We start from the raw sequence: 21497 nt of genomic DNA on the forward strand, positions 1-21497 counted from the left end.
GTGGTGTGAGAGGACGGCGGGGGCAACCCCGCCTCCTACTCGATCCTGCTCGCCAGTTACGCAGCGATCGACAACTTGAGCTTGTTCATCGCGCTCTTCTCGAGTTGGCGAATACGCTCGGCCGACACGTTGTACTTCTGCGCCAGGTCATGCAGCGTGGCTTTTTCTTCCGCCAGCCAGCGCTGGTAGAGGATGTCACGGCTGCGGTCGTCCAGCACTTCCAGCGCTTCGTGCAGGTTGTGGTTGGAGTTGTCGCTCCAGTCGGCATCTTCCAGTTGACGGGCCGGGTCGTACCGGTGGTCTTCCAGATAGTTGGCCGGCGACTGGAAAGCACTGTCGTCGTCCGCTTCGGCAGCCGGGTCGAAGGCCATGTCATGGCCAGTCAGGCGGCTTTCCATCTCGCGCACTTCCCGAGGCTCTACACCGAGGCTTTCCGCCACACGGTGGACTTCCTCGTTGTTCAGCCAGGCCAGGCGTTTCTTCTGGCTGCGCAGGTTGAAGAACAACTTGCGCTGGGCCTTGGTGGTCGCGACTTTCACGATGCGCCAGTTGCGCAGGATGAACTCGTGGATTTCCGCCTTGATCCAGTGCACGGCAAAGGACACCAGGCGCACGCCCATTTCCGGGTTGAAGCGCTTCACGGCCTTCATCAGGCCGACGTTGCCTTCCTGGATCAGGTCAGCCTGAGCCAGACCGTAGCCGGAATAGCTACGGGCGATATGTACGACAAAACGCAGGTGGGCGAGCACCATCTGCCGAGCCGCCCCCAAATCCTGCTCATAATAGAGACTCTCGGCCAGTTCACGCTCCTGCTCCGGCGACAGCAATGGAATGCTGTTGACGGTGTGCACATAGGCCTCCAGGTTCGCACCCGGGACCAGAGCATATGCAGGTTGCAAAGAATTGGTCATACGAAAAAACCTCCGACTTACAAACTCGTGCAGTTCAGCACTGCGAAAATTGACCGGAAACCGAAAGACAAGTTCCCTAAAACCCAAAAACGCTGAAAGGTCAATACGAGCAAAATGATACTACTTAGGCGCAAGCTCCCTCAGGTGGCGTGCGACTGCAATCCATGCACCGATATACCCCAACAGCACCGCGCCAAGCAAGAGAGACAGACCGTCGGCAACTGGCACTCCAGCCAGCGCAAAATCACTGCCGTACAATCCGGCCAGCCCTACCACCGCGTCGTTCAGCCAATCAAGGCCGAACGCCAGTACACCCCAGGACAGAATCCCCGCACCGAAGCCATACAACGCGCCCATATACAGAAAGGGCCTACGCACATAGCTGTCAGTGCCGCCGACCAGTTTAATCACTTCTATCTCTGTGCGGCGGTTTTCAATATGAAGACGAATGGTATTGCCTATCACCAAAAGTAATGCAGAAACCAGAAGCACGGTCAGACCGAAGACAAAACGGTCACCCAGCTTGAGGATGGCTGCCAGACGCTCGACCCAGACTAAATCAAGTTGCGCCTGTTGTACCTTCGGCAGCTCGGATAGTTTTTGTCTTAATGCTTCAAGGGCCGGCTTGTCGACTTCGGCCGGCGTCACCAAGACCACGCCCGGCAGCGGGTTCTCTGGCAATTCCTTGAGCGCCTCGCCCAGCCCGGACTGTTGCTGGAACTCTTCCAGCGCTTGATCCCGGCCAACATATTCGGCATCGGCGACGCCAGGCATGCCCTTGATCTGATCGCGCAGCGATTCGCCTTCGGCCGGCTTGGCCTCAAGGTCCAGATACAGGGAAATCTGCGCCGCGCGCTGCCAGGAACCACCCAGACGCTCGACGTTACTTAGCAAAAGTGACAGCCCCATGGGCAAACTCAGGGCCACCGCCATCACCATGCAGGTGAAGAAACTGCCGATGGGCTGCTTGCCCAGGCGGCGCAGGCTGTCCACCAGACTGGCGCGATGACTTTCGATCCAGGCACGGAACAACGTGGCAAAGTCCGGACCGTCGTCATCATCGCGTTTTTTCTTTTGCGGCTGCGGATCGGCGGCCTTCGGGGCCACGCGCTCGGAAACCTTGGGGCTACGTGTTGCACTCATACCGCGGCCTCCCCGTCACCGATCAATCGACCGCGTTGCAGCGTCAGCATGCGATGGCGCATGCGGGCGATCAGGGCCAGGTCGTGACTGGCGATCAGCACGCTGGTGCCGAGGCGGTTGATGTCTTCGAACACACCCATGATCTCGGCGGCCAAACGCGGGTCGAGGTTACCGGTCGGTTCATCCGCCAGCAGCAAGGCCGGACGATGGACGATGGCACGGGCGATGCCGACGCGCTGCTGCTGACCGGTGGACAGGTCGCCCGGGTACAAGTCGGTTTTATCCGACAGCGCCACACGCTCCAGTGCCGAGTCCACGCGCTTGGCGATCTCGGCCTTGGACAACCCCAGGATCTGCAAAGGCAACGCGACGTTATTGAACACCGTGCGATCGAACAGCAACTGGTGATTCTGGAACACCACACCGATCTGTCGGCGCAAGAAAGGAATCTGCGCGTTGCTGATGGTGCTCAGGTCTTGCCCGGCGAGCAGCAGCTTGCCGCTGGTCGGGCGCTCCATCGCCAGCAACAGGCGCAACAGCGTGGATTTACCGGCACCGGAATGGCCGGTGACAAACAAGAACTCGCCACGGCGGACTCGAAAGCTCAGCTCATGCAAGCCGACGTGACCGTTCGGGTAGCGCTTACCGACCTGTTCGAAACGAATCATGAACGCTCCCGTTCGGCAAACAATGCCTGGACAAAGGGTTCTGCTTCAAAGGTACGCAAATCGTCGATGCCTTCGCCGACGCCAATGTAGCGGATCGGCAGGCCGAATTGCTTGGCCAGGGCGAAAATCACCCCGCCCTTGGCGGTGCCGTCGAGCTTGGTCAGCGCCAGGCCGGTCAGTTCAACGGTCTGGTTGAATTGCTTGGCCTGGTTGATGGCGTTCTGGCCGGTGCCGGCGTCAAGCACCAACAGCACTTCGTGAGGTGCGTCGGCATCGAGCTTGCTGATCACCCGGCGAACCTTTTTCAGCTCTTCCATCAAGTTGTCTTTGGTGTGCAGGCGGCCGGCGGTGTCGGCGATCAGGACATCGATGCCACGAGCCTTGGCGGCCTGCACGGCGTCGAAGATCACCGAAGCCGAGTCGGCGCCAGTGTGCTGTGCGATCACCGGGATCTTGTTGCGCTCGCCCCAGACCTGCAATTGCTCCACCGCCGCGGCACGGAAGGTATCCCCGGCGGCGAGCATGACTTTCTTGCCTTCCAGTTGCAGTTTCTTCGCCAGCTTGCCGATGGTGGTGGTCTTGCCGGCACCGTTGACGCCGACGACCAGAATCACGAACGGTTTGTTCTGCGAGGTGATTTTCAGCGGCTGCTCGACAGGCCTGAGCATCGCTGCCAGCTCGGCTTGCAGGGATTTGTACAGGGCATCGGCGTCGGCCAGCTCCTTGCGCGCAACCTTCTGCGTCAGACGCTGAATGATCACCGAGGTGGCTTCGACACCGACGTCGGCGGTCAGCAAACGGGTTTCGAGGTCTTCGAGCAGTTCGTCATCAATGACCTTTTTGCCCAGGAACAGGCTGGCCATGCCTTCGCCGATACTGGCGCTGGTCTTGGACAGGCCCTGCTTGAGGCGGGCAAAGAAACCGGCTTTGGTTTCTTCGGTGCGTACCGGCTCGATCGGGGTTTCGACGGGTGCCGCAATCGGCTCAGGAATCGGAGCGGGTGCCGGTGCTTGAGCAACCGGAGCAACCGGAGCAACCGGAGCAACCGGAGCAACCGGAGCAACGAATACCGGAACCTCTGGCTGGCTGACAACGGGCACAGGCTCGGCCACGACGACCGGTGCAACAATCGGTTCGACCACAGGCGCGTGAGCCGGTGCAGGCGTAAGCGCTGTCGAAGCCGGAATCGGTGGCGTCACGTGAGGAGCCAGGTCATTTTCGACCAATGCCACGGGCTCTTCGGCTACCGGCAGGGTCAACCACGGTTCGGCTGTCGGGGCCAGTGGCTGTTCGGTGACGATTTCGCTGACTGGTTCAGGAGCGGCCTCCACCTTGGGTTGCAGCAACGGCTCGGCAAGCGGCAGAACAACCGGCGCGGGCACTTCTTCTATTACCGGGACCGGCGTCGGCGCTGGTTCAGGAATGGCTTGTGGCTGTTCGACGACGGGTTCCTGCGGCTTTTTGCGCAGCCATCCGAACAGGCTTTTTTTCTCGCCAGCCGCAGCTGGGGTCTTCTTGTCGTCGTTGGAACCAAACATGGAGGACGGCTATCTCACGGTAGCGACGCGCCAATGGCGCCCCGGCAATTAAATATTCGATGCAGAACAGACTGCGATTGACCCAGCTTGTTCACGCGCAACATTTTGTCGAGGTGCCAACGGCGCCTCAAAGGTCGACTAATACGAAGGACTGGAACGGCATCGTCGGCGAAAACGCAGAGTTTAGCTGACAAACTCAAAGTTTCTGCCGGTAACCCATACAACCCGCAGGCCAATCAAAGGCCTGATAGGCGTGGCCGCCAGTAAAACGGATCAGTATCCTAGGGCGTGTCATCAATCATTACCAGTACCGCGTGGCCGCCTGAAAGCGGGCCAGACAAGGCGCAGGCCGCAGGGAATGTGCTTTCCTTGCCAAGGACTGCAACGCAGTATGGCCCGCTTTCAGGCGACCACCCGGAGGGCCGGGCCTGATAGTCCGCAGGGCTGCGTTGCTCGGAGTTTATTTGGAATGACCAAACTACACTCCTCGCGCCTTGCCCTGCGGACTATCAGGCTCCGGCGCGGTACTGGTAATGATTGATGACACGCCCTACCTCTCGCCCGCTGACGCTAAGAACAAGCGGGCAGCCCCAAAGGTTTGAAAACGAATGAATGCTCTTGCCCGCCGCGCCGCTGGCCTGCTGCTCAGCACAGTTTGCCTGCCCCTTTCGGCCCTGGCTGCCGACCCGCAACCCACCCACGAATTCACTCTCGACAATGGCTTGAAGGTGGTCGTGCGCGAAGACCACCGTGCGCCCGTGGTGGTTTCCCAGGTCTGGTACAAGGTCGGCTCCAGCTACGAGACACCGGGCAATACCGGCCTGTCCCACGCCCTGGAGCACATGATGTTCAAGGGCAGCGAGAAAGTCGGCCCCGGCGAAGCCTCGCTGATCCTGCGCGACCTCGGTGCCGAAGAAAACGCATTCACCAGCGATGATTTCACCGCGTACTACCAGGTGCTGGCCCGGGATCGCCTGGGCGTGGCCTTCGAGCTGGAAGCCGACCGCATGGCCAGCCTGCGCCTGCCACCCGATGAGTTCGCCAAGGAAATCGAAGTCATCAAGGAAGAGCGCCGCCTGCGCACCGACGACAAGCCGATGGCCAAGGCCTACGAGCGCTTCAAGGCCATGGCCTACCCGGCCAGCGGCTATCACACGCCGACCATCGGCTGGATGGCCGACCTTGAGCGGATGAAAGTCGAAGAGCTGCGCCACTGGTACGAAACCTGGTACGTGCCCAACAACGCCACGCTGGTGGTGGTTGGCGATGTCACCCCGGACGAAGTCAAAACCCTGGCCCAACGCTATTTCGGCCCGATCGCCAAGCGTGAAGTGCCCGCCGCGAAAAAGCCGCTGGAACTGGCCGAACCGGGCGAGCGCCAGATCACTCTGCACGTGCAGACCCAACTGCCTAGCCTGATGCTGGCCTTCAACGTGCCGAGCATCGCCACCGCCGAAGACAAGCGCCTGGTCAATGCCCTGCGCCTGATCTCGGCACTGCTCGATGGCGGCTACAGCGGTCGCATCCCGACGCAACTGGAGCGCGGAGAAGAACTGGTGTCCGGCGGCTCGTCGAGTTACGACGCCTACACCCGTGGCGACAGCCTCTTTACCCTGTCGGCATCGCCAAACTCGCAGAAACACAAGACCATCGCCCAGGCGCAAGCCGGTTTGTGGAAGCTGCTCGACCAGCTGAAAACCACGGCGCCTACCGCCGAAGAGCTGGAACGCGTACGCGCACAAGTCATCGCCGGCCTGGTCTTCGAGCGCGACTCGATCACCAGTCAGGCCACGGCCATCGGCCAACTGGAAACCGTCGGCCTGTCGTGGAAACTGATGGACACCGAACTGTCCGATCTGGAAAGCGTCACGCCGGAAGATATCCAGAAAGCCGCCAAGCTGTATTTCACCCGCGAACGTCTCAGCGTCGCCCATGTACTGCCTCTGGAGACGACTCATGAGTGAGCGTAAACCCTCTCGCCTGGCCCTGATCGGCCTGGTCGCCGTCGCCGTTATCGGTTCCGCAGCGTTCTATTTGTCGCGCCCTGAGCAAACCAATGCCAGCGAAGCCCTGGACAAGGCCAAGGCCAGCCAGAAACTGCAATCGCTGACCGAACTCAACGGTAAGGCACCGGACCACCGCAAGCTGGATGTGCAGACCTGGAACACCGCCGAAGGCACCAAGGTGCTGTTTGTCGAAGCCCATGAGCTACCGATGTTCGACATGCGCCTGATCTTCGCTGCCGGCAGCAGCCAGGACGGCGACGCACCGGGCCTGGCGGTGTTGACCAACGCCATGCTCAACGAAGGCGTGGCCGGCAAAGACGTCGGTGCCATTGCCCAGGGCTTCGAAGGCCTGGGCGTCGATTTCGGCAACGGCGCTTATAAGGACATGGCAATCGCTTCGCTGCGCAGCCTGAGTGCCAAGGACAAGCGCGAGCCAGCCCTGAAGCTGTTCGCCGAAGTCGTCGGCAAACCGACCTTCCCCGCCGACTCGTTTGCCCGCATCAAGAACCAGATGCTCGCCGGCTTCGAATACCAGAAACAGAATCCCGGCAAACTGGCGAGCCTGGAACTGATGAACCGCTTGTACGGTGATCACCCATACGCGCATTCCAGCGACGGCACGGCGAAAACCGTCCCGGCGATCACCGTGGCCCAACTGCGTGCTTTCCACGAGAAAGCCTACGCAGCCGGCAATGTGGTGATCGCACTGGTCGGCGACCTGTCGCGCGCGGAAGCGGAAGCGATTGCCGCCCAGGTTTCCAGCGCCCTGCCCAAAGGCCCGGCCTTGCCGAAAATTGCCCAACCGGTCGAGCCCAAGGCCAGCGTCGGCCATATCGAGTTCCCGTCCAAGCAGACCAACCTGATGCTCGCGCAACTGGGCATCGACCGCGACGATCCGGACTACGCTGCGTTGTCCATGGGTAACCAGATTCTCGGTGGCGGCGGCTTCGGCACCCGCTTGATGAGCGAAGTGCGCGAGAAGCGTGGCCTGACTTACGGCGTGTATTCGGGTTTCACCCCGATGCAGGCGCGTGGCCCGTTCATGATCAACCTGCAAACCCGCGCCGAGATGAGCGAGGGCACCCTGAAACTGGTGCAGGATGTGTTGGCCGACTACCTTAAAACCGGTCCGACCGAAAAAGAACTCGACGACGCCAAGCGCGAACTGGCCGGCAGCTTCCCGCTGTCCACCGCGAGCAATGCCGATATCGTCGGCCAGCTTGGCGCCATCGGTTTCTACAACTTGCCGTTGAGTCACCTGGAAGACTTCATGCAACAGTCCCAGGACTTGACCGTCGAGCAGGTCAAAGCCGCCATGAACAAACACCTGAGCACGGACAAGATGGTCATCGTCAGCGCTGGCCCGACCGTGCCGCAAAAGCCGTTACCGGCCCCTACTGATAAACCTTCCGAGCAACCGCTCGGGGTTCCGGAGCATTAATGGCCCATCCTAAAAAACCCGCCAAGAACGTCCATAACGGCGTGAACCAGTTGCGCATCATCGGCGGCGAATGGCGCAGCCGGAAGCTGAGTTTCCCCGACGCCCCAGGCCTGCGCCCGACGCCGGACCGAGTGCGTGAAACCCTGTTCAACTGGCTCGCGCCTTACGTGCCGGGCGCCAAGGTGCTCGACCCGTTCACCGGCAGTGGCGCACTGTTCCTCGAAGCCCTGTCCCGTGGCGCAGCCATGGGCCAGGCGCTGGACGCCAGCAGTATCGCGGTGTCCAGCCTGAAGGAACACCTGGGCACGCTGCGTTGCACCAACGGCCAGGTCCAGACCGCCGACGCCCTGCGCTACCTGGAAACCCAGACCGCAACGGCCTACGACCTGGTGTTCCTCGATCCGCCGTTCAACCAGAACCTGCTGCCTGCCGTTTGCAAGTTGCTCGAAGAGCGCCAATGGCTGGCGGAAGACGCCTGGGTGTACACCGAAAGCGAGTCGGCGCCGTCGACCCTGGGCCTACCGGAGAACTGGCGCCTGCACCGGGAGCAGAAATCCGGGCGCGTGTATTACTCGTTGTGGCAACGCAGCGCCTGACATTTCGGCGGGGCGACTGCCCCAAACCGGTTGTGAAGTGCACTACATAGTTACCGCCTGACGTCCTTCCGGATCATCCACAGTGGTTTGCGCAATTAACTGCAAACCACTGAGGATGAACACGGATGAACATCTCCCGCAGCATATTTGTGCTGCCCTTTATCGCCTGGCTGCCGCTCATGGCCAGCGCAGCGACCCCTCCTGCGACGCAAGACTTCGTACTGGATAACGGCCTCAAGGTTGTCGTGCGCGAGGACCACCGCTCCCCCATCGTCACCGCCCAACTCTGGATCAAGGTCGGTTCAAGCTACGAACCGCCCGGCCAGTCCGGCCTGTCCCACGCCCTCGAACACATGGTCTACAAAGGCAGCAGCAAGGCCTGCGCCGGAGAGTTCGCGGTGATACTGGAAAAGCTTGGCGCCAATCAAAACGCATATACCGGCACTGACTTCACGGTCTTTTACCAGACACTGCCTTCCGGCCGCACTGGCGTCGCTTTCGAAATACTGGCCGACCTGATGAATACGGCCGAGCTGGATGCACAGGACTTCACGCCGGAGCTCAAGGTCATTCAGGAGGAGCGCCGGATGCGCGTTGATGATGAGATCACCGTGTCTGCTCACGAACGACTGAACAGCATCGCCCACCCGGCCAGCGGCTACCGCACCCCGACGATTGGCTGGATGCACGATTTGCAACGAATGAACGCCGTGCAATTGCGGCAGTGGTATCAGGCCTGGTATTCGCCAAGCAATGCGACGCTGGTGGTCGTTGGCGATGTTGCACCCGAGCAGATCAAGGCCCTGGCACAGCAGCACTTCGGCCACCTTGAGCGACGTGCGACACCCGTGGCGCCTGCCCCCGTCGAGCTGGCTTCTGCCGGTGAACGGTCACTGACCCTGCATGCACCCGTAGCCTCCCCGCGCCTGATCATGAGCTTCAACGCGCCCAGCCTGGCCACGGCACCGGATCGTCGGACCGCCCATGCCCTGCGCTTGCTCGATATGTTACTGGCCGGATCCAGTAGCGCGCGGATCAAACAGCAACTGCAACGGAGCGAGGCGATATTCACTGAGGCCAACTCAGAGTACGACGCCTTCAATCGCGGTGATTCGTTGCTGACCATCAGCACCCAGCTCAACCCGGACAAGCTCAATGACGCTGACGAAGGCCTCGCCCGCCTGTGGCAAGTGATCGAATCACTGAAGAGCAAGGCACCGGAACCGGCAGAACTGGAGCGCGCGAAAAACCTTGTGATCGCTAACACGGTTTATGCGCAGGATGATCTGGAAGGGCAGGCCAACACCCTGGGCCTGCTGGAAACCATCGGTCTGGACTGGCGGCTAACCGATCAGGACACGGATGAGCTGAACAAGGTCACTCCCCTGGATATTCAACAAGTCGCAAAGACTTACCTGACGCGTGAGCGCCTGAGTACCGCGAAAATCCTGCCGGAGAAAAACAATGGATAAGCTCAAAGGTCTCATCAATGGATTGATCCTGGCCGGCATGCTGTTGAGTGCACAGGCCCCTGCCGCTGCAACCACGGAGGCCCGGAAACCGGGGCTGCAATCGCTCAATGAACCACAGGCTCCGGCGACCCAACGTACGCTGCCGATCAAGGGTTACAAAACTCTCGGCGGAACGAAGATCCTGTTCATCCGCACCCCTGGCCTGCCGATGTTCGATGCTCTTGTAAGCTTTGCCGCCGGCAGCGCCCACACACCGATTCAACCCGGCCTGGCCGCTGTCACCTATAGCCTTTTGAACGAAGGAGTGACCGGCAAGGACGTCAACGCCATACAGGCGACGTTCGATAATCTGGGTGCAAGGATGAATATGGGTATCAGCCAGGACCGGACCTGGTTTTCCCTGCGTAGTCTGAGTGACGAATCACGGCGCACTCCAGCCCTGGAGCTGTTTGCCCAGGTACTCGGCAAACCGCTGTTGCCGCAAGAGTCCCTGCCTGGGGTGAAATCCCAATTGCAGTACTTTCTGGACCTTGAAGACCAGTCCCATGCCGCTCAAGCCCGACAAGCGAACCTCGCTCAGCTGTTTCCCGAGCACGGCAATGCTCAGTCCCTCTACGGAACCCGGGCCGGGCTTGCCTCCATCACCCGCTCCTTGGCGCAAGACTTTCATCGCGAGGCTTATGCCGCAGGCAATGCCCAGATCACACTGGTCGGTGACCTCACCGAGGAAGAAGCCCAGCGTATTGGTACGCAGATTTCCGCGGCCTTGCCCCTGGGACCGGCCGCTGCCGCGATCAAGCCAGTGACAAGTCCAACAGCCCCGAGCTTGCTGCGCGTTGAACGACCATCGACCCAGGCTTACCTGCGCCTCGCCCAGCCAAGTGACCTGCGAAGCGGTCCGGACTACGTCGCGCTGCAAATGGCCATGCGGATTTTCACCAACCGGCTGACCAATGAACTGCGTGAACGCCGAGGCCTGACCTATCACGTCAAAGCCGACCTTTCTGCCCTTCAGGCACAAGGGTTGCTGACCATTGAACTGCAAACCCGACCAGAGCAGGCCGATGCCGTGCTGGCCCATATCAAGACGATGTTCAGCGACTTTCTCGCCCAAGGGCCGACCCGACAGGAACTCGAAGACAGCCAACAGCAACTGACCGGTAGCGCGCCACTGAACAGCGTCACCAATTTGCAGATTCTGAGACAGTTGTACGCCATCAGCGTGCACAATCTGCCGCTGGACCTCGACTTTGCCACGCAAGCAGCCTTGAAGCTGAGCCCCGCCTCAATCAAAAGCGCGCTCAATCGGCATCACCACGCCGATCAATGGCGCGTTGTCATCCTGGGGCCGAAGACAGATCAACAACCGCTGCCAGCTCCGAGCGAAAGCGCAACCAATGCCATGTGTCGCATGCCTGGCGAGAATGTGGCAAGTTAGACAGCCATGACGATGCGGTCGCGGCGCTGTCCCGCCGCGTCTTCGGGCAGACGCATGAACACTTCCACCGAGAATGACTGTGCAATCGCACCCCGCACTGGCCTCACCGCCGCCCTTTACCCCCGCCTTCGGCCTCGGCAATCCGCACTTGCAAACCTTGTGGGGGCCGTTGTGGCGTAAAACCGTGCACATCGGCCGCGAACGCGAACGTCTTTGGCTTGAAGACGGCGATTTTCTCGACCTCGACTGGCATGGCCCGCACAGCGCCGGCGCCCCCTTGGTACTGGTGTTGCACGGGCTCACCGGTTCGTCGAATTCGCCTTACGTTGCCGGCATGCAAAAAGCCCTGGGTGACCGAGGCTGGGCCAGCGTCGCGCTGAACTGGCGCGGCTGTTCGGGCGAACCCAACCTGTTGCCGCGCAGCTACCATTCCGGCGCCAGCGAAGACCTGGCCGAAACCATCAGGCACTTGCGAGCCAAACGACCTCTCGCGCCACTGTATGCGGTGGGTTACTCCCTGGGCGGTAATGTCCTGCTCAAGCATTTGGGCGAAACCGGCAGCGACAGCGGTGTGATGGGCGCCGTGGCGGTGTCGGTGCCGTTCCGCCTGGACCAGTGCGCCGACCGCATCGGCCAGGGCTTCTCCAAGGTTTACCAGGCGCATTTCATGCGCGAGATGGTTGCCTATATCAAGAACAAACAACGACAGTTCCAGCACGACGGACGCGAGGAGGGCCTGGCAGCCCTGGCGGCCCTCGGATCACTGGAAAACATGCGCACGTTCTGGGATTTCGACGGTCGCGTCACCGCGCCACTGCACGGTTTCGCCGATGCAGAGGATTACTATCGCCGCGCCTCCAGCCGCTATTTCCTTGGCGAAATCCGTACGCCGACCTTGATGATTCAGGCCGCCGACGACCCCTTCGTGTTTCCCCACAGCCTGCCGCACGTCGATGAGTTGTCCCCTTGCACGCAATTCGAACTGCAAGCCAAGGGCGGGCATGTCGGCTTCGTCGACGGTACGCTCACGCAACCTGGCTACTACCTGGAGCGGCGCATCCCCGAGTGGCTGGCCGCCTCAGGGCGCACTTGAATCATGGATGCTGACCAAGGCGAGTCAATTCACTTCTGGCAAACCCCGCCGCTGGCCGGGGTCGAGCTATTGTCCGCACGCTACATCGATCATCGTTTCGCCCCTCATGTGCATGACGGCTATGTGATCGGCATGATCATGGCCGGCGCCCAGCGTTATCGCTATCGCGGTGCCGAACACCTGGCGGGCAGCGGCACGCTGGTGCTGATCAATCCCGATGAATTGCACACCGGCCATAAAGGCACCGAGGATGGCTGGCTGTACCGGGCGTTCTATCCGGACAGCGAGCAGATGACCTCCCTGCTGGCTGAACTCGAACTGCCGACCCATCACTTGCCGGCCTTCGGTGCCACGCTGTATCGCGACCAGGATCTTGTGAACGGCTTCTGCCAACTCCACCGCTTGCTGGAAAGCCCCGCCACCGCATTGCAGCAACAAACGGTCTGGCGCGAACTGGTGCTGTCGCTGTTGCAGCGTCATGCGGCGGTGCCCGATGCCGGCAAACCCGGCAAGGAACACCGGGCCGTGAGCCTGGCCAAGGAATTGCTGCACGCACAATTGGCAGCACCACCCTCGCTGGAGGCGCTGGCGGCGGCGGTCAATCTCTCGCCATTCCATTTCGCCCGGGTGTTCCGCCGGGCCACCGGCATGCCGCCGCACACCTGGCTGATGCAACAACGCATCGCCCAGGCGCGGGCGTTGCTGCAACGTGGTTGTTTGCCGCTGGAAGTCGCGATGCAACTGGGGTTTGCCGACCAGAGCCATCTGAGCCGGCAGTTCAAGCAGGTGTATGGAGTTGGACCGGGGGCGTATCGCAGTGCAAAACGGGGACTTGAGGTTTAACCAGGTCTCAAAAACACCATCCATCCCTGTGGGAGCGAGCAAGCTCGCTCCCACAGGGTTTTGTGGTGTTTATTCGCCGGTGGCGATGCCCCGCGCAGGCTCGTTGATCCATTCGCTCCACGACCCGGCATACAACGAACCCAACGGATAACCGGCCAGACACAACGCAAACAGGTTGTGGCACGCCGTCACGCCGGAACCGCAGTACGCCACCAGATCATTCGGCGAGCGATCGCCCAGTTTCGCGGCGAAACGCTGCTTGAGCTGATCGGCCGGCAGAAAACGCCCGTCACTGCCCAGGTTGTCGGTAAACGCCGCACACTGGGCACCGGGAATGTGCCCGGCGATCGGATCGATCGGTTCCACTTCACCCTTGAAACGCGGCAATGCACGGGCATCGAGCAGGGTCAGTTCCGGCCGCGCGAGGCGCTTTTGCAACTGCTCGGCATCGATCAGCAACGCCAAGTCAGGACTGCCGGTGAAGGAGCCACGGGTAATCGCCGGCGCATCCAGGCTCAGCGGCAAACCGGCCGCGTGCCAGGCCTTGAGACCGCCATCGAGGATGAATACACCGTCGCGCTTGCCCAACCATGCCAGCAACCACCAGGCCCGCGCCGCATAGGCCCCCGGACCGTCGTCATACAGAACCACTTCGCTATCGGCGTTGATGCCCCAGGCTTGCAGGCGCTCGATCAGTTGCGCCGGCTCGGGTAACGGATGACGCCCGGTCACGCCCTTGACCACCGCGCCACTCAGATCACGCTCGAGGTCGGCATAGCTCGAACCGGCGATGTGCCCTTCGGCATAGCTGCGCTGGCCGTAATCCGGGTCTTCGAGGGCAAAACGACAATCCAGAATCACCAGCCCCGGCTGGTCCTTTTTCAGGTCCAGTGCTTGCGGGCTGATCAGTTGCGCAATGGGCATAGCGGGCTCCTGTGATTAACTCGGCCTTGATCCTACTGTACTTCTTCCAGTGCCTGGGCGAGGGGCACGTAAAACTCGTCGAACAAGGCGCTGACCGCATCGCGGGCCTCATCCGTGACAAACCCGGCTTCCAGCACCAGCACCTGATACACCCCGCGTTTAATGGCCTGCTCGCTCAAGTGGCTGGAGTTCTCTCGCGTGGTGCACAGGAAACGTACCCAGGACGTGAGGATGATCCAGGCATTGAGCGTCAGGGACTCGATCTGCACCTTGTCCATCTTCAGGATACCGGCGGCGACGAAACCTTCGTAGATCGCCGAACCCTGGATCAGGCAGCGCTGGGAGAAGCGTCGATAGCGGTCGGCCAGGTCCGGATCGCTGTCGAGCAAATGTTCGAGGTCGCGATGCAGAAACCGGTAGCGCCACATCGCCGACAGCAGTTCCTTGAGGTAGAAACGTTTGTCTTCCACCGTGGCGGCGCGTCCCTGGGGCGGGCGCAGGAAGCTGTCCACCAGGCTTTCGTACTCGCTGAACAACACGGCGATGATCGCCTGCTTGTTCGGGAAGTGGTAGTACAGGTTGCCCGGGGAAATTTCCATGTGGGCAGCAATGTGGTTGGTACTGATGCTGCGCTCGCCCTGCTGGTTGAACAGCTCCAGGCTGTTCTGCACGATGCGCTCGCTGGTTTTGATCCGTGGGGCCATGGCTTGAGCTTTAATTCAGAGTGCGTTGACGGGCATCTTAGATCTATCCGCGAGCGGATAAAACAAAGCTGTTCCAGGATGTCATTTGACTTTTTAGAGCATAGACTCTAAAAAGTGCTTCATTACAATAAATCCGGAGCCGACCATGACTGCTGAAATTTCCTACCTGCAGAACCTACAGCAGCCGCTGGAAGAGCTTCAGGCCCTGTTCGACGCCCAGCGTGCCGCCTACGCCGCCAACCCGATGCCACCGGCCGCGCAGCGCCAGCAATGGCTCAAGGCGCTAAAGGATTTGTTGAACAATGAGCGCCAGGCCCTGATCGATGCGATCAGCCAGGACTTCAGCAATCGCAGCGCCGATGAAACCCTGCTCGCGGAGTTGATGCCCAGCCTGCACGGCATCCATTACGCCAGCAAACATCTAAAGGGCTGGATGCGAGCCTCGCGACGCAAGGTGGGCGCAGCCTTCCAACCGGCTTCGGCCAAAGTGGTTTACCAACCGCTGGGCGTGGTCGGGGTCATCGTGCCGTGGAACTACCCGTTGTACCTGGCCATCGGACCGTTGGTCGGCGCACTGTCGGCGGGCAATCGGGTGATGCTCAAGCTCAGTGAGTCGACCCCTGCGACCGGCCTGCTGATGAAGCAACTGCTGGCGCGAATCTTCCCCGAAGACCTGGTTTGCGTGGTTCTGGGCGAGGCGGATATGGGCGTGGCGTTTTCACGCCTGCCGTTCGATCACCTGCTGTTCACCGGCGCCACCAGCATCGGCAAACACGTGATGCGCGCCGCCGCGGAAAACCTGACACCGGTGACCCTGGAACTGGGCGGCAAGTCCCCAGCCATCGTTTCCCGGGATGTGCCGCTCAAGGACGCCGCCGAGCGCATCGCCTTCGGCAAGACCCTGAATGCCGGCCAGACCTGCGTGGCACCGGACTATGTGCTAGTGCCGGAGGATCGCGTCGGAGGTTTCGTCGAAGCCTATCGCACAGCCGTCCGTGGGTTTTATCCGACGCTGGCCGACAACCCGGACTACACCGCGATCATCAATGAGCGACAACTGGCGCGCCTCAACGGTTACGTTAGCGACGCCACCAGCAAGGGCGCGCTGCTGATGCCGCTGTTCGACCAAGGCCAGGGGCGTCGCATGAGCCATAGCCTGCTGCTCAACGTCACGGACGAGATGACGGTGATGCAGGACGAAATCTTCGGGCCGTTGCTGCCGATCGTGCCGTACAAGGATCTGGACCAGGCATTTGCCTACATCAACCAGCGCCCTCGCCCACTGGCCCTGTATTACTTCGGCTACGACAAGCGCGAACAACAGCGCGTGCTGCACGAAACCCATTCCGGCGGCGTGTGCCTGAACGACACACTGCTGCACGTCGCCCAGGACGACATGCCGTTTGGCGGCATTGGTGCCTCGGGCATGGGCCACTACCACGGCCATGAAGGGTTCCTGACCTTCAGCAAGGCCAAAGGCGTGCTGATCAAACAACGGTTCAATGCCGCGAAGTTGATCTATCCGCCGTACGGCAAGTCGATTCAGAAGCTGATCCAGAAGCTGTTCATCCGCTAACGATCATCACCGTCGGGTAATAACAATAATGAACCCCAGCCTGTCCGATACACCCGCGCTGTCACGGCGCGGGCTGCTTAAATTCAGCCTCGGCGCCACAGCTTTCCTCGCCACCGCCGGGCTCGGAGCCAGCCTCAGCGGCTGCTCGTCGAGCGTCCCGGCCAATGGTTTCATCACTCTACGCAGTGGCGACCTGTTGTTTTTACGGGCGTTGATTCCGGTCATGCTTGAGGGTGCCGTGACCACCGAACGGATGCCCGAGGCTGTCGAGGGCACGCTGAAAAGCCTGGATTACAACCTCGCCCACCTGTCGCCGGAAATGCTCAAGCTGACCCAGCAACTGTTCGATGTGCTGGGCATGGCCGTGACCCGCGGACCGCTGACCGGGATCTGGGGCAGCTGGGAAAACGCCAGCGCCAACGACATCCGAGCCTTTCTCGATCGCTGGGAAAACAGCTCGTTGAGCCTGTTGCGCATGGGTCACAGTTCCTTGCTGCAACTGGTGATGATGGCCTGGTACGGCCGCAAGGAATCGTGGGCGCATTGCGGGTATCCCGGGCCGCCTACGGTCTGAGACCGAGTCGCCCCTATCGCGAGCAGGCTCGCTCCCACACTTGAACGTGTACCTCAATAATAAAAAGAGAACCCGAAGATGCCCGTACCCGATCCGTTCCGCGAAGGCATGGCCCGAGGCTGGAAAACCTACAACGGCTCGCAACTGACCCAGGACCTGACACTCGAAGCGGACGTGGCGATCATCGGCAGCGGTGCCGGCGGCGGCACCACCGCCGAAATCCTCAGCGCGGTTGGCTACAAGGTACTGCTGATCGAGGAAGGCCCACTCAAGACCAGCAGCGACTTCAAGCTGCTGGAAGACCAGGCCTACGCCAGCCTTTATCAGGAAGGCATCGGCCGCATGAGCAAGGACGGCGCAATCACCATCCTCCAGGGCCGGGCGGTGGGCGGCACCACGCTGATCAACTGGACCTCCAGTTTCCGCACCCCGGAGCCGACCCTGGAACACTGGGCCAAAGAGCACAACGTCAAGGGCCACAGCCCGGCGGAAATGGCGCCGTGGTTCGAGAAAATGGAGCAACGCCTGGGTGTGGCGCCGTGGATGGTGCCACCCAACGCCAACAATGATGTGATCCGCAAGGGCTGCGAAGCACTGAATTACTCATGGCACGTCATCCCGCGCAACGTTCGCGGCTGCTGGAACCTCGGCTACTGCGGCATGGGTTGCCCGACCAACGCCAAGCAATCGATGATGGTCACCACCATTCCAGCGACACTGGAAAAAGGCGGCGAACTGCTTTACCTGGCCCGCGCCGAAAAACTCACGATCAGCGGCGACAAGGTCACGGGCCTGCAATGTTCGGCGATGGACGAACGCTGCGTCGCACCGACCGGGCGAACCATAACGGTCAAGGCGCGGCATTTCGTGCTGGCCGGTGGCGGCATCAACAGCCCGGCCTTGCTGATGCGCTCCGGGGCGCCCGACCCGCACAAGCGCCTGGGCAAACGCACGTTCCTGCACCCGGTGAACATGTCTGCCGCGCTGTTCGACGAAGTGGTCAACCCCTTCTACGGCGCGCCGCAGTCGATCTATTCCGACCATTTCCAATGGCAGGACGGCACTACGGGCAAGATGTCCTACAAACTGGAAGTCCCGCCCCTGCACCCGGCACTGGCCACGACATTGCTCGGAGGTTTCGGTCAGGAAAACTCGCAGCACATGGCCAATCTGGCCCATACCCACGCCATGCTGGCGTTGCTGCGGGACGGTTTTCACCCGGACAGCCCCGGTGGCAGCGTCGAACTGCGCAGCGATGACACGCCGGTGCTGGATTACCAGCTATCACCCTACGCCTGGGATGGGTTGCGCCGGGCGTTCCATACCATGGCCGAGATCCAGTTCGCCGGTGGCGCCAAGGCCGTGATGCCGATGCACGCCGACGCCCGCTACGTGAAGACCCTCGCCGAAGCCCGCACGCTGATCGACGGCCTGAGCCTGGAGTTGTATCGCACACGCCTGGGCAGTGCCCATGTGATGGGCGGTTGCGCCATGGGTGAAGACCCGACAATCGCGGTGACCGACAGCCTCGGCAGGCATCATCAACTGGGCAATCTGTCGATTCACGACGGCTCGCTGTTCCCCACCAGCATTGGTGCCAATCCGCAGCTGTCGGTCTACGGGCTGACGGCGCAACTGGCGACATCCTTGGCCGAACGTTTAAAAAACCCATGAAAATGACGATTATTCCTATCGTCTATAGTGCTTTCTTACCCAAAAGGCGACTTGGCCGACCGGGAAGGCTGCGATACCATCCGACTCCCCAACGGATTCCCGCCAGGACGACGCGATGAACCGAGTGTTGTACCCAGGTACCTTCGACCCTATTACCAAGGGCCATGGCGATCTGGTCGAACGCGCCTCGCGCCTGTTCGATCACGTGATCATCGCCGTCGCCGCGAGCCCGAAGAAAAACCCCTTGTTTCCTCTGGAACAACGGGTAGAACTGGCGCGCGAGGTCACTAAACATCTGCCGAACGTTGAAGTCGTCGGCTTCTCGACGCTGTTGGCGCACTTCGCCAAAGAGAAAAACGCCAACGTGTTCCTGCGTGGATTGCGCGCGGTGTCGGACTTCGAATACGAGTTCCAGCTGGCCAACATGAACCGTCAGCTGGCGCCGGATGTGGAAAGCCTGTTCCTTACACCGTCCGAGCGTTATTCGTTCATTTCCTCGACGCTGGTCCGTGAAATCGCAGCCCTGGGCGGCGATATCACCAAGTTCGTGCACCCTGTAGTGGCGGACGCACTGACCGAACGCTTCAAGAAGTAGGAGCTGCCGCAGGCTGCGATCTTTTCAGCTTTCGTAGCCTGCACCTCTCTGCACTTGATCGCGCCCGCGTGCACTGCGGGCGCCAATGCGGCACAATTGTGTGCATTGGTTTATTGCGCCCGGGCTTGCCGCCCCGGCTGGAGTTAGCATGTCCCTGATCATCACCGACGATTGCATCAACTGCGACGTCTGCGAACCCGAGTGCCCGAACGCCGCCATTTCCCAAGGCGAAGAGATCTACGTGATCGACCCGAACCTATGCACTCAGTGTGTCGGCCACTACGACGAACCGCAGTGCCAGCAGGTCTGCCCGGTGGATTGCATTCCACTGGACGAAGCTCATCCGGAGACTGAAGAGCAGTTGATGGAGAAGTACCGGAAGATTACCGGCAAAGTTTGATTAGCTTAAAAGATCGCAGCCTTCGGCAGCTCCGGGTGTACACAAAACCCTGGAGCTGCCGAAGGCTGCGATCTTTTGATCTTGCTTGACGTATCAGCTCTGACAACGCGGGCAAAAAACGCTGGCGCGCTGCCCCAGCTTCACTTCCCGCAGCCCCGTGCCACAGACCTTGCAGTGTTCACCGCCACGGCCGTACACGAACAGTTCCTGCTGGAAATAACCAGGCTGACCGTCTCCACCGACAAAGTCCCGCAACGTGGTACCGCCGCGCTCGATGGCGGCCGCCAGGATGCGCTTGATCTCGATGGCCAACTTCAAGTAACGCGCACGGGAAATGCCCTTGGCTTCGCGACGCGGATCGATCCCGGCGGCGAACAACGCTTCGGTCGCATAGATATTGCCCACACCCACCACCACCGCGTTATCCATGATGAACGGCTTGACCGCCATCGAACGGCTACGGGACTGCTGGAACAGGCGTTCGCCGTCGAACAGGTCGGTCAGCGGCTCAGGACCCAGGCGGATCAGTAATTCGTGATTGAGTGGGTCAAGGCTCCAGAGCATTGCGCCAAAGCGCCGCGGGTCGGTGTAGCGCAGGGCCAGGCCCGATTCCAGCTCGATGTCCACATGCTCATGCTTGGCCGCCGGCAGCCCGGCCTCCACCAGCCGCAAATTGCCTGACATGCCCAAATGGCTGATCAAGGTGCCGACTTCGGCATTGATCAGCAGGTACTTGGCGCGCCGCTCCACCAATACGATGTGCTGCCCGGACAACCGCACATCGAGGTCTTCGGGAATAGGCCAGCGCAAGCGCCGCTCACGCACGATCACCCGGCTGACCCGCTGGCCTTCCAGGTACGGCGCGATGCCGCGACGGGTGGTTTCGACTTCTGGCAATTCAGGCATGGTGCTCTCGGCTCAGGTGCATGGCCTGGAAGTTTCCGACACTCAGCGATGAGTGCCGAGGTCGCGGATCGTCTGCTTGAGGGTCTCGAAGTCGTAGTCCGAGAGGCCGACATAATCGAGCACCAGCGGTGCGATGCTGTTCCACTCGTGATCGTCGGTCTGATTGCCCAGCACCCGGTACGACGCGCAAATGTGCTCGGCCATTTTCAGGATCGCCAACAGGTTCTTCAACGAACTGTTGCGCGAAGATTCATCGCTGAATATCGCCAGGGCATTGTGATGATTGGCGATCGCCGCGCTCACGTGTTCCGGCAGGCGCCAGGACTTGGCCGTGTAATACCCGACCACCGAGTGATTGGTATTGAACACCTGATTCTCCGTATCCACCACCCGGTATTCGGCGCTGGCGTTGGCATAAGCCTGCTCCAGAACGCCCATGTAGTCGGGGAAACGCTGGAGCATCAAGGGCACGCCGCAGTCATGGAACAGGCCCAGGGCATACGCTTCATCGCCATTTTCAACGCCGATGCGCTTGGCCAGGGTCAGGCAGGTCATCGCCACGTCCTGAGCGGTGTCCCAGAAACGGTTCAGGGTGACAATGGTGTCGTCGTTCATCTCACCCTTGATCGACTGTGCATTGATCAGGTTGATGATCGAGCGGCTGCCCAGCAGATTCACCGCGCGCTGGATCGAAGCAATCTTGTTGCTCAGCCCGTAATACGGCGAATTGACGATCTTCAGCAGGGAACCGGAAAGTCCCGGATCCTGGGAAATCAGTTTGGCAATGACTTCCAGATCCGGGTCGGGCATGTACTGCTCCATCTGCAAATCCACCATGATTTGCGGCTGGGCCGGTACGCTGATGCCCTGCAGGGCTTGTTGGATCTGTTCGGAAGTCAGCTCTTGGGACATTTGTGCACACTCTGGGTCAGACGGTGATTCTAACCTTTATGAAGTTGGATCCGACATACCAAATCGCATGACAACACTCGCCA

At 60.8% G+C, this 21497-nt stretch carries 20 protein-coding genes; 12 read left to right on the top strand and 8 right to left on the bottom strand.

All coding sequences use genetic code 11. The annotated features are described in order from the left end of the window. Nucleotides 1-56 precede the first annotated feature (56 nt). The 4 genes from rpoH to ftsY all read right to left on the bottom strand — a co-directional run bounded on the left by rpoH (nt 57) and on the right by ftsY (nt 4260). Nucleotides 57-911, bottom strand: coding sequence for an RNA polymerase sigma factor RpoH (gene rpoH, locus KGA96_RS01165; RefSeq protein ID WP_007975386.1), 855 nt, complete (start codon nt 909-911; stop codon nt 57-59). A 120-nt stretch (nt 912-1031) separates the two neighbouring features. Next, a complete protein-coding gene (gene ftsX / locus KGA96_RS01170; protein WP_046039223.1) occupies nt 1032-2054 on the bottom strand; it encodes a permease-like cell division protein FtsX in 1023 nt (340 codons plus the stop codon). Continuing rightward, nucleotides 2051-2722: a cell division ATP-binding protein FtsE gene (gene ftsE, locus KGA96_RS01175; RefSeq protein WP_007975383.1), complete on the bottom strand. Its 672-nt coding sequence runs from the start codon at nt 2720-2722 to the stop codon at nt 2051-2053. The genes ftsX and ftsE overlap by 4 nt, the downstream gene beginning before the upstream one ends. After that, on the bottom strand, nt 2719-4260 hold the full coding sequence (ftsY, locus tag KGA96_RS01180; protein WP_223511342.1) for a signal recognition particle-docking protein FtsY: 1542 nt from the start codon (nt 4258-4260) through the stop codon (nt 2719-2721). Before ftsY ends, ftsE begins: the two co-directional genes overlap by 4 nt. A gap of 608 nt (nt 4261-4868) precedes the next feature. Between ftsY and KGA96_RS01185 the strand changes: the two genes are divergently transcribed. From KGA96_RS01185 to KGA96_RS01215, 7 genes are all read left to right on the top strand, one after another. Continuing rightward, nucleotides 4869-6224 carry a M16 family metallopeptidase gene (locus KGA96_RS01185; protein WP_046039219.1) on the top strand — a complete coding sequence of 452 codons (1356 nt, stop codon included), beginning with the start codon at nt 4869-4871 and terminating at the stop codon, nt 6222-6224. Beyond that, nucleotides 6217-7707, top strand: a complete 1491-nt coding sequence (locus KGA96_RS01190) for a M16 family metallopeptidase (protein ID WP_046039217.1) — start codon at nt 6217-6219, stop codon at nt 7705-7707. The genes KGA96_RS01185 and KGA96_RS01190 overlap by 8 nt, the downstream gene beginning before the upstream one ends. After that, a complete protein-coding gene (rsmD, locus tag KGA96_RS01195; protein WP_046039216.1) occupies nt 7707-8303 on the top strand; it encodes a 16S rRNA (guanine(966)-N(2))-methyltransferase RsmD in 597 nt (198 codons plus the stop codon). Before KGA96_RS01190 ends, rsmD begins: the two co-directional genes overlap by 1 nt. Before the next feature lie 125 nt (nt 8304-8428). After that, entirely contained in the window at nt 8429-9775 is a 1347-nt protein-coding gene (locus KGA96_RS01200) for a M16 family metallopeptidase (RefSeq protein WP_223465261.1), read from the top strand. Next, nucleotides 9768-11213: a M16 family metallopeptidase gene (locus KGA96_RS01205; RefSeq protein WP_223511344.1), complete on the top strand. Its 1446-nt coding sequence runs from the start codon at nt 9768-9770 to the stop codon at nt 11211-11213. The genes KGA96_RS01200 and KGA96_RS01205 overlap by 8 nt, the downstream gene beginning before the upstream one ends. A 73-nt stretch (nt 11214-11286) precedes the next feature. Beyond that, nucleotides 11287-12306, top strand: coding sequence for a hydrolase (locus KGA96_RS01210; protein WP_411741530.1), 1020 nt, complete (start codon nt 11287-11289; stop codon nt 12304-12306). 3 nt (nt 12307-12309) lie between these two features. Further along, complete coding sequence (locus KGA96_RS01215; RefSeq protein ID WP_046039213.1) at nt 12310-13149, top strand: AraC family transcriptional regulator; 840 nt, start codon at nt 12310-12312, stop codon at nt 13147-13149. Between the two features lie 69 nt (nt 13150-13218). Here KGA96_RS01215 and KGA96_RS01220 read toward each other — a convergent pair whose 3' ends face one another. Beyond that, entirely contained in the window at nt 13219-14073 is an 855-nt protein-coding gene (locus KGA96_RS01220; protein ID WP_046039212.1) for a sulfurtransferase, read from the bottom strand. A gap of 32 nt (nt 14074-14105) precedes the next feature. Beyond that, nucleotides 14106-14777: a TetR/AcrR family transcriptional regulator gene (locus tag KGA96_RS01225; protein ID WP_046039211.1), complete on the bottom strand. Its 672-nt coding sequence runs from the start codon at nt 14775-14777 to the stop codon at nt 14106-14108. A 145-nt stretch (nt 14778-14922) separates the two neighbouring features. Here KGA96_RS01225 and KGA96_RS01230 point away from each other — a divergent pair, with 145 nt between their 5' ends. The 5 genes from KGA96_RS01230 (at nt 14923) to KGA96_RS01250 (ending at nt 19596) form a co-directional block, all read left to right on the top strand. Further along, the gene (locus KGA96_RS01230) at nt 14923-16353 is read left to right on the top strand and encodes a coniferyl aldehyde dehydrogenase (protein WP_223511354.1); all 1431 of its coding nucleotides are present in this window, start codon (nt 14923-14925) and stop codon (nt 16351-16353) included. 28 nt (nt 16354-16381) lie between these two features. Further along, entirely contained in the window at nt 16382-16927 is a 546-nt protein-coding gene (locus KGA96_RS01235; protein ID WP_223511356.1) for a twin-arginine translocation pathway signal protein, read from the top strand. 78 nt (nt 16928-17005) lie between these two features. Continuing rightward, nucleotides 17006-18601, top strand: a complete 1596-nt coding sequence (locus tag KGA96_RS01240) for a GMC family oxidoreductase (protein ID WP_223465256.1) — start codon at nt 17006-17008, stop codon at nt 18599-18601. A 115-nt stretch (nt 18602-18716) separates the two neighbouring features. Beyond that, nucleotides 18717-19196, top strand: coding sequence for a pantetheine-phosphate adenylyltransferase (coaD, locus tag KGA96_RS01245; RefSeq protein WP_046039203.1), 480 nt, complete (start codon nt 18717-18719; stop codon nt 19194-19196). Between the two features lie 148 nt (nt 19197-19344). Next, the gene (locus KGA96_RS01250; protein ID WP_095057374.1) at nt 19345-19596 is read left to right on the top strand and encodes a YfhL family 4Fe-4S dicluster ferredoxin; all 252 of its coding nucleotides are present in this window, start codon (nt 19345-19347) and stop codon (nt 19594-19596) included. A 93-nt stretch (nt 19597-19689) separates the two neighbouring features. Here KGA96_RS01250 and mutM read toward each other — a convergent pair whose 3' ends face one another. Both mutM and KGA96_RS01260 read right to left on the bottom strand, forming a co-directional pair. After that, nucleotides 19690-20502, bottom strand: a complete 813-nt coding sequence (mutM, locus tag KGA96_RS01255; RefSeq protein ID WP_223465255.1) for a bifunctional DNA-formamidopyrimidine glycosylase/DNA-(apurinic or apyrimidinic site) lyase — start codon at nt 20500-20502, stop codon at nt 19690-19692. A 42-nt stretch (nt 20503-20544) separates the two neighbouring features. Beyond that, nucleotides 20545-21414, bottom strand: coding sequence for an HDOD domain-containing protein (locus KGA96_RS01260; RefSeq protein ID WP_046039199.1), 870 nt, complete (start codon nt 21412-21414; stop codon nt 20545-20547). Between the last annotated feature and the right edge of the window lie 83 nt (nt 21415-21497).

This window comes from Pseudomonas sp. GL-R-26 (assembly GCF_019947365.1).
Taxonomy (GTDB): domain Bacteria; phylum Pseudomonadota; class Gammaproteobacteria; order Pseudomonadales; family Pseudomonadaceae; genus Aquipseudomonas.

Excerpts from the sequence above, each read along its gene's own strand:
- rpoH (WP_007975386.1), bottom strand. The coding sequence starts at position 911 with ATGACCAATTCTTTGCAACCTGCATATGCTCTGGTCCCGGGTGCGAAC.
- ftsX (WP_046039223.1), bottom strand. The coding sequence starts at position 2,054 with ATGAGTGCAACACGTAGCCCCAAGGTTTCCGAGCGCGTGGCCCCGAAG.
- ftsE (WP_007975383.1), bottom strand. The coding sequence starts at position 2,722 with ATGATTCGTTTCGAACAGGTCGGTAAGCGCTACCCGAACGGTCACGTC.
- ftsY (WP_223511342.1), bottom strand. The coding sequence starts at position 4,260 with ATGTTTGGTTCCAACGACGACAAGAAGACCCCAGCTGCGGCTGGCGAG.
- KGA96_RS01185 (WP_046039219.1), top strand. The coding sequence starts at position 4,869 with ATGAATGCTCTTGCCCGCCGCGCCGCTGGCCTGCTGCTCAGCACAGTT.
- KGA96_RS01190 (WP_046039217.1), top strand. The coding sequence starts at position 6,217 with ATGAGTGAGCGTAAACCCTCTCGCCTGGCCCTGATCGGCCTGGTCGCC.
- rsmD (WP_046039216.1), top strand. The coding sequence starts at position 7,707 with ATGGCCCATCCTAAAAAACCCGCCAAGAACGTCCATAACGGCGTGAAC.
- KGA96_RS01200 (WP_223465261.1), top strand. The coding sequence starts at position 8,429 with ATGAACATCTCCCGCAGCATATTTGTGCTGCCCTTTATCGCCTGGCTG.
- KGA96_RS01205 (WP_223511344.1), top strand. The coding sequence starts at position 9,768 with ATGGATAAGCTCAAAGGTCTCATCAATGGATTGATCCTGGCCGGCATG.
- KGA96_RS01210 (WP_411741530.1), top strand. The coding sequence starts at position 11,287 with ATGACTGTGCAATCGCACCCCGCACTGGCCTCACCGCCGCCCTTTACC.
- KGA96_RS01215 (WP_046039213.1), top strand. The coding sequence starts at position 12,310 with ATGGATGCTGACCAAGGCGAGTCAATTCACTTCTGGCAAACCCCGCCG.
- KGA96_RS01220 (WP_046039212.1), bottom strand. The coding sequence starts at position 14,073 with ATGCCCATTGCGCAACTGATCAGCCCGCAAGCACTGGACCTGAAAAAG.
- KGA96_RS01225 (WP_046039211.1), bottom strand. The coding sequence starts at position 14,777 with ATGGCCCCACGGATCAAAACCAGCGAGCGCATCGTGCAGAACAGCCTG.
- KGA96_RS01230 (WP_223511354.1), top strand. The coding sequence starts at position 14,923 with ATGACTGCTGAAATTTCCTACCTGCAGAACCTACAGCAGCCGCTGGAA.
- KGA96_RS01235 (WP_223511356.1), top strand. The coding sequence starts at position 16,382 with ATGAACCCCAGCCTGTCCGATACACCCGCGCTGTCACGGCGCGGGCTG.
- KGA96_RS01240 (WP_223465256.1), top strand. The coding sequence starts at position 17,006 with ATGCCCGTACCCGATCCGTTCCGCGAAGGCATGGCCCGAGGCTGGAAA.
- coaD (WP_046039203.1), top strand. The coding sequence starts at position 18,717 with ATGAACCGAGTGTTGTACCCAGGTACCTTCGACCCTATTACCAAGGGC.
- KGA96_RS01250 (WP_095057374.1), top strand. The coding sequence starts at position 19,345 with ATGTCCCTGATCATCACCGACGATTGCATCAACTGCGACGTCTGCGAA.
- mutM (WP_223465255.1), bottom strand. The coding sequence starts at position 20,502 with ATGCCTGAATTGCCAGAAGTCGAAACCACCCGTCGCGGCATCGCGCCG.
- KGA96_RS01260 (WP_046039199.1), bottom strand. The coding sequence starts at position 21,414 with ATGTCCCAAGAGCTGACTTCCGAACAGATCCAACAAGCCCTGCAGGGC.